Here is a 12,086-nt window from a genome sequence, read left to right as displayed (position 1 = left end):
TATCACTGGGTCGCTCAGCGGTTGGCGAAGTACATGGTGACTTCGAAACCGATGCGCAGGTCAATGTAAGCAGGCTTGGTCCACATGGCGTTGCTCCTTCCGGTTGGGGCCGAGACACAGGTCAGGGCATGCAGGCTGGCGCCGCCTGGCTTTGTTCCTTGCGGATCGGGCTGGCGGGCTCCGGCTCCCTATTTGGCGCCATCCGCACTGGGAGGTTCCACCTGACGATGGTTGCAGAATCTTGCAGAGGCCTGTAGCCGCGGCAATGGCGGCTCAGGATGCCCACGGCCAGCGGTCGGGCGCGGTGGCCTGGTTGGCCAGGCACAGCCAGCCGTGCTGGGCATCGAGCACCTGGTGCAGCAAGGCATCGAGGTGTTCCTGGCCAACCTCGAGGATGGCACCACGCAGCCGGGGCAGTGCCGGGGCCTCGCCAGTCAGCCAGGTTTGCCAGGCCCATTCGGCCACCGCAGCATTGCTCATGGCCGGCTCGTCGAACTGCTCGGCCAGTTGCTGGCGAGCCAGCGGGTCGAGGCGTACGCCCTCTGCAAGTAGCGTCAGCAGGTGGTCGAGCAGTTCTCCATGGCCGGCATGTGGGGCTTGCACGCCAAACAGCAGCCCGCCGTACCCAGCCACCTGACGAAAGCCGCTGAACACCGCATAGCCTAGCTGTAGCTCGACGCGCAGCCGCTGGTAGACCGGCCCTTGCAACAACTGAGCGAGTACGCGGCCGGCAGCCTCCAGCCGCGCCGGCAGCGGGCAGAACAGCAGCAGCGCGGCTTCGCAGCCTGCTGTGCGCACCGGTCGCCAGCGGCGACCGGCCTGGCTGCTTGCTGCCCGCGGGGAGTCCGCCTGGCCCATGATGCCGCGCAGCGACGCCCCGAGCGCACCGTGCCGGGTAGCGTCGAAACCCAGCGCCAGGCCGTGCCAGCGGGCGTGCTGCCAGAGACCATCGAGCAGAGCCTGGTCAAGAATGCAGGCAGGTTCGGGCGTGCCTGCGTCGGCGTGCAGGGCTTCGGGCAGCGCCAGCAGCAGGGCGCGGATCGGAATGGGCGCGGGCGTTTCGTCACTGGCTGCGTACCAGTGTTCACGGGCGGGGCCGCGCAGGTGCTCGAGGGCCTCGCCGGTGGCGTGGATCACGGCGTCGGGGTGGCCGGTGATCTGCAACTGCCAATAGGCGCCACTGGCGGTGAACGCCAGGTGCAGCGCAGCCTGTTCTGCACGTTCGCGCAGCGTGCTCAGGGCGCGCTCGACAATCACCTGGAAGCGCCGGCGCAGGGCCGAGTCGATACGCCAGCGCAGGTAAATGGCGGCGAACTGCCGGCAGGCCGGCAAGCTGTGGTCGATTAGCAGGCTGGCCGGTAGCGGCGCATGGTGTGCGGGCGGCGCTGCCAGCAGGGGCTCCTCCGCGGGCAGTCGCCAGTTGCCCTGATCGCACCGAGGCAGGTCATCGAGCAGGGCATCCAGGGCCTCCAGGCCGTGGCGGTCGAGCTCTCGGAACGGTTGCCCGGCACTGTCGCGACGGGCCAGTTGCAGGGCGCTGGCGGCCAACTCACGGTGTCCTTGCAGGCGGCCGAAGCCGGCGTTGAGTTGCTGGCGGTCCTGCCGGCGGATAAACCCCAGCCAGCCATGCAGCAGTGTCTGTATCCGGCTCGGGCAGGCCGTGTCGGTCAATTGCAGCTCGATGTGCCACAACAGCTGGCCGGCATGGGCATACAGCGGCTGGGCGGAGTAGCCCTGCAGCCAGCCGCGCTGGCGCAGCTCGGCCAGCCAGCCGCCCGGCCGGCTGTCACGCAGGAGGCCGAGCAGCAGGTCCAGTGCCTGCGGAGCACCCGCCGGCAGGGCCTCGTGGGCGAACAGCAGGTCGCAGTGGGGCGCGCGTGCCTCGCGCAGGCGCAACGGGCCGTCGAGCAGAGGCACCGGGGCGCCATGTGGCTGGCGGCTGCCAGAGGCGAAAAGCGCCGCGTGGCGGCGCCCCAACTGCTCCAGCTCGGCCAGCGACTGGGGCCCGGCGAGGCTCAGGGTGATCTGCCCGGCCTGGTAGAAGCGCTGGTGGTAATCCCGCAGGGCTTGTTGAAACGTAGCGGCCTGCAGCGGCAGGCTGTAGCGATTGCCGGCCTGGAAGCCGCTCAACGGATGGCGTGGCGAGACCGCCTGCAGCAGGGCGAAGCGCCGCTGCGCCTGATGGTCCCGTGACCAGGCGATGAACTCGGCGTGGATCACATCACGCTCGCGGCGCTGGCGCTCGAGATCCAACAGCGGGGCGGCGAGCATGTCGCACAGCCGCAGCAGCGCGCCATCCAGGGCACCAGGCGGCACCTCGCAGAAGAAATCGGTGTGGCGTTCCGCGGTACTGGCGTTGACCTCACCACCCAGGCGTTGGACGTGACGCATCAGTCCGTCCCCCAGCGGAAAGCGCGTGGTGCCGAGGAACAGCAGGTGTTCCAGGAAATGCGCCAGCCCTGGCCAGCGTGCCGGCGCATCGTGGCTGCCGGCATGGATACGCAGGGCCGCGGCGCTGCGCTTGAGGTGCGGCGCGTGGCGCAGGTTCAGCTGCAGGCCATTGGCGAGGGTGAGGTGGCGGGTGGTGCGCGGCATGGGATCTCCATCGTCCTGGCCGCCATCCTAGCAGGCCATCGAAAGCCCGTCGGCGTTGCCGCTCGCTGCACGTGCCCGGCGGTAGTCGGGCTATCCAGCGTTGGCCGCAGTCCGCAGTCGTTCGCGGGCACCACCGGCCACGGCCAGCGCATCCAGCCAGGTTCGTTGTGCCGGCTCGTCCGCCGGCCAGGCGCTGCTCAGCCCTTGCAGGCGCTCGAGCTGGGTGCGTTCTGCATCGAGTTCGAGCTGCTTGAGCCGTTGGCGCAGGGCGGCCAGCGCCGCATCGTCGGCTGCCGCGTCGCGCCAGCCCTGGCGCAGGGCCCTCAGCGGCGCCACCACCCCGTGCTGCCAGGTGGTGGCCAGGGCGCGCAGCTGGGCTTCGCGTTCCGGGTCATGGGCCACGCCACGGCTGTCCAGCCACAGCCCGCACAGCACCAGGCAGACATCGGCGCCGGCGGCCTGCAGCTCCAGGCAGGCGGCTTCCACGCCTGGACGGGCGTAGAGGGTGGTGGCGAAGGTCCACAGGTCAGCGCTCATGCGTGCTCCGAGTATGTGGCGAGGGACTCTGGTAGAATCCGCCGCCATTATGATCCGACTCCAGAATCTTACCCTACAGCGTGGCCCTCAGCGTTTGCTCGAGAACGCCGAGCTGACCCTGCACGCTGGCCACAAGGCCGGCCTGATCGGTGCCAATGGCGCCGGCAAGTCCAGCCTGTTCGCCCTGTTGCGCGGCGAATTGACCCCCGATTCCGGTGACTGCCTGCTGCCCGGTGACTGGCGCATCGCCCATATGCGCCAGGAGGTCGATACCCTCGACCGCCTGGCGGTGGACTACGTGCTCGACGGCGACCACCACCTGCGGCGCGTGCAGGCCGAGCTGGCCGCTGCCGAGCAGGGCCATGACGGCGCGGCCATCGCCCGCCTGCACAGCGAGCTGGACAGCGCCGACGGCTATACCGCCGATGCCCGGGCGCGCAAGCTGCTGGCCGGCCTGGGTTTCGACAACGCGCAGATGGGTCAAAGGGTCGGCGACTTCTCCGGTGGCTGGCGGATGCGCCTGAACCTGGCCCAGGCGTTGATGTGCCCGTCCGATCTGCTGCTGCTCGACGAGCCGACCAACCACCTGGATCTCGATGCGATCCTGTGGCTCGAAGGCTGGCTGCAGAGCTACCCCGGCACCTTGCTGCTGATTTCCCACGACCGCGATTTCCTCGACGCCGTGGTGGATCACGTCGCCCATGTCGAGCAGCGCAAGCTGACCCTCTATCGCGGCGGCTACTCGGCCTTCGAGCGCACCCGTGCCGAACGCCTGGCCCAGCAGCAGCAGGCCTACGAGAAGCAGCAGGCGCAGCGTGCGCACATGGAAAAGTACATCGCCCGCTTCAAGGCCCAGGCCACCAAGGCCCGTCAGGCGCAGAGCCGCATCAAGGCCCTGGAACGCATGGAGGAGCTGAGCGCGGCCCACGTCGATTCGCCCTTCGACTTCGTGTTCCGCGAGGCCGACAAGATTTCCACGCCGCTGCTCAGCCTCAGCGAAGGCCGCCTGGGCTATGGCGACAAGACTATCCTGCAGCAGGTCAAGCTGAGCCTGGTGCCCGGCGCGCGCATCGGCCTGCTCGGCCCCAACGGCGCGGGCAAGTCGACGCTGATCAAGAACCTCTCCGCCGAGTTGCAGCCGCTGAGTGGCAGCCTGACCCGCGGCGAGAACCTGGTGATCGGTTACTTCGCCCAGCATCAGCTCGATGCCCTGGACGATAAGGCCAGCCCGCTCCTACACCTGCAGCGCATCGCGCCGGCCGAGCGTGAGCAGACCCTGCGCGACTTCCTTGGCGGCTTCGATTTCCGTGGGCCGCGCTGCGACGAGCCGGTGGTCAATTTTTCCGGTGGCGAGAAAGCCCGCCTGGCCCTGGCCCTGATCGCCTGGGGCAAGCCCAACCTGCTGCTGCTCGACGAGCCGACCAACCACCTCGACCTGGAAATGCGCCTGGCGCTGACCATGGCCCTGCAGGAGTTCGCGGGTGCCGTGGTAGTGGTCTCCCACGACCGTCACCTGCTCAAGAGCACCACTGACGAGTTCCTGCTGGTGGCCGATGGCCGCGTGGCGCCGTTCGACGGTGACCTCGAGGATTACGCCCGCTGGCTGGTCGATTATCGCCAGCGCCAGACTGCGGCGGTCGTCGCCGCGCCCGCTGCAGGCGCCGGCAACGACAAGCGTGGCCAGCGCCAGGCCGCCGCGGCGTTGCGCCAGCAACTGGCGCCGCACAAGAAGGCGGCGGACAAGCTCGAGGCCGAGCTGGGCCAGGTGCAGGCCAAGCTCGCGGCGCTGGAAGAGCGCCTGGGTGACAGTGGCATCTACGAGGCCGCGCGCAAGGACGAGCTGCGCCAGGCCCTGGCCGAGCAGGCGCAGCTCAAGGCGCGCGAGGCCGAACTGGAAGAGGGCTGGCTCGAAGCCCTGGAAACCCTCGAAGCATTGCAACGTGAACTGGAGGCCGTGGTTTGAACCTGGAGCTGATCGATTGGGCCTGGCTGGTATCCTGGAGCCAGCCGCTGATGCGCGCCGGCCAGGTGCTGCTGATCCTCATCCTGGCGTGGGTCGCCCAGCGCATTCTCACCCGCGGCATCACCCGCCTGGGCCAGCGTTACCCACAGTTGCCGCCGGAGCTGCTGATGCCGTTGCGTGGCCTGACCCGCTGGCTGATCCTCGGTAGCGCCATCATGCTGGTGCTCGAGCGCCTCGGCGTCTCCGCCCAGGTGCTGTGGGGCGCGCTGACCGGTTTCGTGGCGGTGGCGGCGATCGCCTTCTTCGCGATCTGGAGCGTGCTGTCCAACATGTTCTGCACGCTGCTGATCTTCGCCCTCGGGCCATTTCGCATCGGCGACTGCGTGGAGGTGCTGGAAAGCGCCGACAAGCCGGGCGTGCGCGGCCGGGTGCTGGCCATCAACCTGTTCTACACCACCCTGGAAGACCTGACCGGCGATGCGCCGGGCACCTGGCTGCAGATTCCCAACAGCCTGTTCTTCCAGAAAGCGGTACGCCGCTGGCGCAACGGCGAGCTGCCGACGGCGCGCAAGATCGAATCCTGATCCGAGGCGCCGCGGCTTTCTCGAAAGCCCTGTGCGCCACCTATGAAAGAGCTTTCGCGACCCCTGACGCCATGACGGCAATTCAGGTAGTTTCGACGTTTCGATAACCCCTTACCGAGGTCGCCACCATGGCTCTGGAAACCTGGCTCGCTTTCTTCGTCGCCTGTTGGCTGATCAGCCTGTCGCCGGGCGTCGGGGCCATCGCCTCGATGTCGGCGGGCTTGCAATACGGCTTCTGGCGCGGCTACTGGAACGCCCTGGGCCTGCAGCTGGGCCTGGCGCTGCAGATCGCCATCGTCGCGGCGGGCGTCGGCGCGGTGCTGGCCACCTCGGCCCTGGCCTTCAGCCTGATCAAGTGGTTCGGCGTGGCCTACCTGGTGTACCTGGGCTGGCGCCAGTGGTGCGCCGTGCCCGCCGACATGACCGTCACGGGCGAGCGCCCCATCGGCCGGCCGCTGAGCCTGGTGCTGCGCGGCTTTCTGGTCAACTTCGGCAACCCCAAGGCCATCGTCTTCATGCTCGCGGTGCTGCCGCAGTTCATCAATCCCCATGCGCCGCTGACCGAGCAGTACCTGGTCATTGGCGTGACCATGGTGACCGTCGACCTGATCGTCATGGCCGGCTACACCGGCCTGGCGGTGCGCGTGCTGCGCCTGCTGCGCACGCCGCGTCAGCAGCGCATCATGAACCGCAGCTTTGGTGCGCTGTTCATAGGTGCAGCAGCGCTGCTGGCCACCGTGCGCCGCGCTCCCGTTTGAGCATGCGTGTCTGGATCGATGCCGACGCCTGCCCCCGGCTGGCTCGCGATCAGGTGGTCAAGTTCGCCCTCAAGCGTCACTTCGAGGTGGTGCTGGTCGCCGGTCAGGCGGTGGCGCGCCCCAACTTCGCCTGCGTGAAGCTGATCGTGGTGCCCAGCGGCCCCGATGCGGCCGATGATTACCTGGTGGAGCATGCCGTACCGGGCGAGCTGGTGATCTGCAGCGACGTGCCGCTCGCCGATCGCCTGGTGAAGAAGGGCGTGTTGGCGCTGGATCCCCGCGGCCGGGAGTTCGACGAGCGCAATATGGGTGAGCGCCTGGCGGTACGTAACCTGTTCACCGACCTGCGTGAGCAAGGGCAGGTCGGCGGTGGACAGGCGACCTATGGCGACAAGGATCGCCAGGCGTTCGCCAACTCCCTGGATCGCTTGCTGACGCGCCTGTCGCGCGGTTGAGGTTTCGCTGACGAGCTTGCAGAGCCGACGCGCAGCTGGTCGTCACTCGTGGGTCATTTCCAGCACGCGATCGACCAGCTTGTTGATGCCCGAGGCCGCTTCGGCGATGGACTTGGCGAGCATGTAGGCCGGGGTGGTCACCAGCTTGCGCTCGGTGTCTTCGACGATGTCCTCGACATGGCAGTCCACGTGCTCGGCGCCCATTTGCGTCAGGGCGGCGGCGGTCTCGGCGTCGGTGCCGATGGTGCAGGTCACGCCGGCGCCGAAGATGCGCGCGGCCATGGCCGGGGCGATGCAGATCAGGCCGACCGGCTTGGCGGCGCTGACGAAGGATTGCGCAGCGGCCAGTACGTCAGCCTGCACGGTGCAATCGGCGCCCTTGCCTGCGAAGTCGCAGAGGTTCTTGGCGGCGCCGAAGCCGCCCGGCACGATCAGCGCATCGAAGTCGTCGGCACGCAGTTCGCGCACGTCCTTGATGTTGCCGCGGGCGATGCGGGCCGATTCCACCAGCACGTTGCGGGCCGGCTGCATTTCCTCGCCCTTGAGGTGGTTGATCACGTGGGCCTGGTCGATATCGGGCGCGAAGCATTGTATCTGGGCGCCACGCTGATCGAGGCGCAGCAAGGTGATGACGCTCTCGTGGATCTCCGAGCCGTCGTAGACGCCACAACCGGAAAGGATCACTGCAACTTTCTTGTTCATCGACCAACTCCTGATGAAGGGCGAGCCTCGCGCGGCACTGGAGCGAGGCGCTCGCTTGGAAAAAACCTGCTTGATGATATGACTGGCCAGTCAGCCAATTGTTACAGCCTTTTGAACGTCTCGGCACGTTCGTCAAGCCACTGTCGGCTAGCTCTCGCGCTGTCTACGACGGTACAACCAGACGCCGAGGCCAATGACCAGCAGGGCGCCGAACAAGTAGAACTGCACCTGGTGCAACTCACCGAGCAACCCCTCCAGCGCGCGGCCGAGTTTGTAGGCCAGGGTGCCGAGCGCGATGGCCCAGATGGCCGCACCAATGGCGTCGAGAATCACATAACGGCGTCGCGGATAGCCGGAAATGCCGATGGCCAGCGGCATCACCGTGCGCATGCCATAGAAGAAGCGAAAGCCCAGCACCCACAGGTCCGGGTGGCGGCGCAGGTACACCAGGGCCTTGTCGCTCAGCGCCTGCCACTTCGGCCGGCGTTCGAGTATCCGCCGGCCATGGCGGCGGCCCAGGTGGAACCACAGCTGGTCGCTGGCATAGGTGCCGATGAAGGCGAACAGCATCACCAGCTCGATCTGCAGGATGCCGCGCAATGCCAGGTAGGCCGCCAGCAGCAGCGACATTTCGCCCTCGAGAAAGGTACCCAGCGCCAGGGCCGGATAACCGAAGTGCTGCAGCAGATTTTCCAGCATTACAGATGACCGTAGAAAATGGGGAGGCAAGGCTACGCCGTTCGACACTCTAAAACAGCATTTGTCGAAAACCTGTGAAATATCCGCCGGCCCCTGTGATGTTCATGCAGACGGGGTTCGGCGAGCTTTTGCGCATTGCGATGTGCCTTATTGGCTGCGACGCACCGTCGCAGTATTCGTTGTGGTCGTCATCATTTAGTCATAATGGCGGCTTATAACTGTCACACTTCGCCCGCTCGAGCGGGCCCAGGAGTCTGCCGTGAGCTTTACCCCCGCCAACCGCCTGTTCCCTGCCACCCGCCTGCGTCGCAATCGTCGCGACGATTTCTCGCGGCGTCTGGTGCGTGAGAACGTGCTGACCACCAACGATCTGATCCTGCCGGTATTCGTGCTCGACGGCGAGAATCAGCGCGAGGCGGTGACGTCCATGCCGGGCGTCGAGCGGCTGTCCATCGACCTGCTGCTGCAGGAAGCGGAAAAGTGGGTGGCGCTGGGCATTCCGGCGCTGGCACTCTTCCCGGTCACCCCGGCGGAAAAGAAGACCCTGGATGGCCGCGAGGCCTGGAACCCGGACGGCATTGCCCAGCGCGCCACCCGCGCATTGCGTGAGCGCTTCCCTGAACTGGGGGTGATCACCGACGTGGCGCTGGACCCGTTCACCACCCATGGGCAGGACGGCATTCTCGACGAAGACGGCTACGTGCAGAACGACATTACCGTCGATGCGCTGGTCAAGCAGGCGCTGTCCCATGCCGAAGCCGGTGCCCAGGTCGTCGCCCCGTCGGACATGATGGACGGGCGCATCCAGGCGATTCGCGAAGCCCTGGAGCTGGCCGATCACGTCAACGTGCGGATCATGGCCTACTCTGCGAAATACGCCAGCGCCTACTACGGCCCGTTCCGCGATGCGGTGGGTTCGTCGCTCAACCTGGGCAAGGCCAACAAGGCTTCCTACCAGATGGACCCGGCCAACAGTGACGAGGCGCTGCACGAAGTGGCCAGCGACCTGGCCGAAGGCGCCGACATGGTCATGGTCAAGCCGGGCATGCCCTATCTGGACATCGTTTCCCGGGTCAAAAGCGAATTCAAGGTGCCGACCTTTGTCTACCAGGTCAGCGGTGAATACGCGATGCACATGGCCGCCATTCAAAATGGCTGGCTGAGCGAGGCGGTGATTCTCGAATCGCTGACCGCCTGCAAACGAGCGGGTGCCGACGGCATCCTCACCTACTTCGCCGTGCGTGCGGCCGAACTCATACGACAGGGGCAGTAGCCCCTCCAGGGTAATTCAATGAGCAACGAAGGACTCAGTGAGAACGAACAGCTCGATGCGCCGGCCCTCAGCCTGCCGGTGATCGACGAAGCACCGGTGGAGACAGTCGTGGAAACACCCGTAGTCGAAACCGCGGCAGCGCCCGTGGTCGTGGCCAACCTGGATGACAGCAGCCTGTACATCCATCGCGAGCTGTCGCAGCTGCAGTTCAACATCCGCGTGCTGGAGCAGGCGCTGGACGAGTCCTACCCGTTGCTGGAACGCCTGAAGTTCCTGCTGATCTTCTCCAGCAACCTCGACGAGTTCTTCGAGATTCGCGTCGCCGGCCTGAAGAAGCAGATCAACTTCGCCCGCGAGCAGGCCGGCGCCGACGGCCTGCAGCCGCACCAGGCGCTGTCGCGCATTTCCGAGCTGGTGCACGAGCAGGTCGGCCGCCAGTACGCCATCCTCAACGACGTGTTGTTCCCCGAGCTGGCCAAGCACGGCATCAACTTCATTCGTCGCCGTTACTGGACGACCAAGCACAAGGCCTGGGTGCGCCGCTATTTCCGTGACGAGATCGCGCCGATCATCACCCCGATCGGCCTCGACCCGACGCACCCGTTCCCGCTGCTGGTCAACAAGAGCCTGAACTTCATCGTCGAGCTGGAAGGCGTCGACGCCTTCGGTCGTGACTCCGGCCTGGCGGTGATCCCGGCGCCGCGTCTGCTGCCGCGCATCATCAAGGTGCCGGAAGAGGTCGGTGGCCCGGGCGCCAATTACGTGTTCCTGTCGTCGATGATCCACGCCCACGCCGACGATCTGTTCCCCGGCATGAAGGTCAAGGGCTGCTACCAGTTCCGCCTGACCCGTAACGCCGACCTGTCGGTGGACACCGAGGACGTCGAAGACCTGGCCCGCGCCCTGCGTGGCGAGCTGTTCAGCCGCCGCTACGGTGACGCCGTGCGCCTGGAAGTGGTCGACAGCTGCCCGAAACACCTGACCGACCAATTGCTCAAGCAATTCGGCCTGTCGGAAAGCGAGCTGTATCAGGTCAACGGGCCGGTCAACCTGACCCGCCTGTTCAGCATCACCGGCCTCGATAGCCACCCGGAATTGCAGCACGCGCCGTTCACCCCGGTGATCCCCAAGCTTTTGCAGAACAGCGACAACCTGTTCAACGTGATCAGCAAGCAGGACATTCTGCTGCTGCACCCCTTCGAATCCTTCACCCCCGTGGTGGATCTGCTGCGTCAGGCGGCCAAGGATCCCCACGTGCTGGCGATCAAGCAGACCCTGTACCGCTCGGGCGCCAACTCGGAGATCGTCGATGCGCTGGTGGAAGCTGCGCGCAACGGCAAGGAAGTCACCGCGGTGATCGAACTGCGCGCGCGGTTCGACGAAGAGTCCAACCTGGCCCTGGCCAGCCGCCTGCAGGCTGCCGGCGCGGTGGTGATCTATGGGGTGGTCGGCTTCAAGACCCACTCCAAGATGATGCTGATCCTGCGCCGCGAGAACGGCGAGATCCGCCGTTACGCGCACCTCGGTACCGGTAACTACCACGCCGGCAACGCGCGGCTGTACACCGACTACAGCCTGCTGACCGCCGACGTGGCGCTGGGCGAGGACGTTTCCAAGCTGTTCAGCCAGCTGATCGGCATGGGCAAGACGCTGCGCATGAAGAAGTTGTTGCATGCGCCCTTCACCTTGAAGAAGACGCTGCTCGACCTGATCGCCAAGGAGACGGCGAGCGCTGCCGAAGGCAAGCCGGCGCACATCATCGCCAAGTTCAACTCGCTGACCGATGCCAAGATCATCCGCGCGCTGTACAAGGCCAGCCAGACCGGCGTGAAGATCGACCTGGTGGTGCGCGGCATGTGCTGCCTGCGCCCAGGCATCCCCGGCGTATCGCACAACATCCAGGTGCGCTCGATCATCGGCCGCTTCCTGGAGCACACCCGCGTCTACTACTTCCTCAATGGCGGTGACGAGCTGATCTACCTGTCCAGTGCCGACTGGATGGAGCGCAACCTCGACAAGCGTGTGGAGACCTGCTTCCCAGTGGAGGGCAAGAAGCTCATCACCCGGGTCAAGAAGGAGCTGGAGGCGTACCTCACCGACAACACCCACGCCTGGGTGCTGCAGCCCGATGGCCGCTATGTACGGCTGTCGCCAACCGGCAACCAGAACTCGCGCAGCGCGCAAGCCAGCCTGCTGGAGAAGCTCAGCGCACCGGTGATCACCGCGCGCTGATCGGCTGGATAGGAAAACGGGCCCTCTGCATGCTGTGTGAGAACGTAGCGAGCGAGGGTCAGGCAAGGCAAAAACCGGCGAAAAAGCGCAGTTTACGAGCTGTAAATGAGCATTTTGAGTCGGTTTTTAACGCCGCATGAGCGAGCGCAGTAGTTTTCACACGGCCTGTCTCAGAGCGTGTGAAAAGTCGCTGATGCAGGTAGTGATCCCATCAGACGCCCCGACATTGTTCGGGGCGTTTGCTTTTGTACGATTCGAAAGGTCGCGACCAACCTTTCAGGTGAGCAG

Annotated in this window: 11 protein-coding genes; 6 read left to right on the top strand and 5 right to left on the bottom strand. The window is 66.0% G+C overall.

Translation table 11 applies throughout. From position 1 onward, the window contains the following. Positions 1-14 precede the first annotated feature (14 nt). From pqqA to BVH03_RS13210, 3 genes are all read right to left on the bottom strand, one after another. A complete protein-coding gene (gene pqqA, locus BVH03_RS13220) occupies positions 15-86 on the bottom strand; it encodes a pyrroloquinoline quinone precursor peptide PqqA (RefSeq protein WP_075961633.1) in 72 nt (23 codons plus the stop codon). Between the two features lie 187 nt (positions 87-273). Beyond that, on the bottom strand, positions 274-2,595 hold the full coding sequence (pqqF, locus tag BVH03_RS13215) for a pyrroloquinoline quinone biosynthesis protein PqqF (protein WP_075961604.1): 2,322 nt from the start codon (positions 2,593-2,595) through the stop codon (positions 274-276). 90 nt (positions 2,596-2,685) lie between these two features. Beyond that, positions 2,686-3,132 carry a TIGR02444 family protein gene (locus tag BVH03_RS13210; protein ID WP_075961603.1) on the bottom strand — a complete coding sequence of 149 codons (447 nt, stop codon included), beginning with the start codon at positions 3,130-3,132 and terminating at the stop codon, positions 2,686-2,688. A gap of 49 nt (positions 3,133-3,181) precedes the next feature. Between BVH03_RS13210 and BVH03_RS13205 the strand changes: the two genes are divergently transcribed. The 4 genes from BVH03_RS13205 to BVH03_RS13190 all read left to right on the top strand — a co-directional run bounded on the left by BVH03_RS13205 (position 3,182) and on the right by BVH03_RS13190 (position 6,892). Further along, a complete protein-coding gene (locus tag BVH03_RS13205) occupies positions 3,182-5,095 on the top strand; it encodes an ATP-binding cassette domain-containing protein (protein WP_075961602.1) in 1,914 nt (637 codons plus the stop codon). 50 nt (positions 5,096-5,145) lie between these two features. Beyond that, positions 5,146-5,679, top strand: coding sequence for a mechanosensitive ion channel family protein (locus BVH03_RS13200; protein ID WP_143485958.1), 534 nt, complete (start codon positions 5,146-5,148; stop codon positions 5,677-5,679). A 128-nt stretch (positions 5,680-5,807) separates the two neighbouring features. Beyond that, on the top strand, positions 5,808-6,437 hold the full coding sequence (locus tag BVH03_RS13195; protein WP_075961601.1) for a LysE family transporter: 630 nt from the start codon (positions 5,808-5,810) through the stop codon (positions 6,435-6,437). A 2-nt stretch (positions 6,438-6,439) separates the two neighbouring features. Then, positions 6,440-6,892 (top strand): YaiI/YqxD family protein, encoded by a 453-nt coding sequence (locus BVH03_RS13190; protein WP_075961600.1) that lies wholly within the window; start codon positions 6,440-6,442, stop codon positions 6,890-6,892. A gap of 42 nt (positions 6,893-6,934) precedes the next feature. Here the strand turns inward: BVH03_RS13190 and elbB are convergent, their stop codons facing one another. Both elbB and BVH03_RS13180 read right to left on the bottom strand, forming a co-directional pair. After that, a complete protein-coding gene (gene elbB, locus BVH03_RS13185; RefSeq protein WP_075961599.1) occupies positions 6,935-7,594 on the bottom strand; it encodes an isoprenoid biosynthesis glyoxalase ElbB in 660 nt (219 codons plus the stop codon). Between the two features lie 147 nt (positions 7,595-7,741). Continuing rightward, on the bottom strand, positions 7,742-8,293 hold the full coding sequence (locus BVH03_RS13180) for a DedA family protein (RefSeq protein ID WP_075961598.1): 552 nt from the start codon (positions 8,291-8,293) through the stop codon (positions 7,742-7,744). A 259-nt stretch (positions 8,294-8,552) separates the two neighbouring features. Here BVH03_RS13180 and hemB point away from each other — a divergent pair, with 259 nt between their 5' ends. Next, on the top strand, positions 8,553-9,566 hold the full coding sequence (hemB, locus tag BVH03_RS13175) for a porphobilinogen synthase (protein ID WP_075961597.1): 1,014 nt from the start codon (positions 8,553-8,555) through the stop codon (positions 9,564-9,566). An 18-nt stretch (positions 9,567-9,584) separates the two neighbouring features. Beyond that, the gene (ppk1, locus tag BVH03_RS13170; protein WP_075961596.1) at positions 9,585-11,798 is read left to right on the top strand and encodes a polyphosphate kinase 1; all 2,214 of its coding nucleotides are present in this window, start codon (positions 9,585-9,587) and stop codon (positions 11,796-11,798) included. Positions 11,799-12,086 lie beyond the last annotated feature (288 nt).

This window comes from Pseudomonas sp. PA15(2017), assembly GCF_001945395.1.
GTDB lineage: Bacteria > Pseudomonadota > Gammaproteobacteria > Pseudomonadales > Pseudomonadaceae > Aquipseudomonas.
This window is presented reverse-complemented; position numbering and strand designations above follow the sequence as displayed.

Excerpts from the sequence above, each read along its gene's own strand:
- pqqF (WP_075961604.1), bottom strand. The coding sequence starts at position 2,595 with ATGCCGCGCACCACCCGCCACCTCACCCTCGCCAATGGCCTGCAGCTG.
- BVH03_RS13210 (WP_075961603.1), bottom strand. The coding sequence starts at position 3,132 with ATGAGCGCTGACCTGTGGACCTTCGCCACCACCCTCTACGCCCGTCCA.
- BVH03_RS13205 (WP_075961602.1), top strand. The coding sequence starts at position 3,182 with ATGATCCGACTCCAGAATCTTACCCTACAGCGTGGCCCTCAGCGTTTG.
- BVH03_RS13200 (WP_143485958.1), top strand. The coding sequence starts at position 5,146 with ATGCGCGCCGGCCAGGTGCTGCTGATCCTCATCCTGGCGTGGGTCGCC.
- BVH03_RS13195 (WP_075961601.1), top strand. The coding sequence starts at position 5,808 with ATGGCTCTGGAAACCTGGCTCGCTTTCTTCGTCGCCTGTTGGCTGATC.
- BVH03_RS13190 (WP_075961600.1), top strand. The coding sequence starts at position 6,440 with ATGCGTGTCTGGATCGATGCCGACGCCTGCCCCCGGCTGGCTCGCGAT.
- elbB (WP_075961599.1), bottom strand. The coding sequence starts at position 7,594 with ATGAACAAGAAAGTTGCAGTGATCCTTTCCGGTTGTGGCGTCTACGAC.
- BVH03_RS13180 (WP_075961598.1), bottom strand. The coding sequence starts at position 8,293 with ATGCTGGAAAATCTGCTGCAGCACTTCGGTTATCCGGCCCTGGCGCTG.
- ppk1 (WP_075961596.1), top strand. The coding sequence starts at position 9,585 with ATGAGCAACGAAGGACTCAGTGAGAACGAACAGCTCGATGCGCCGGCC.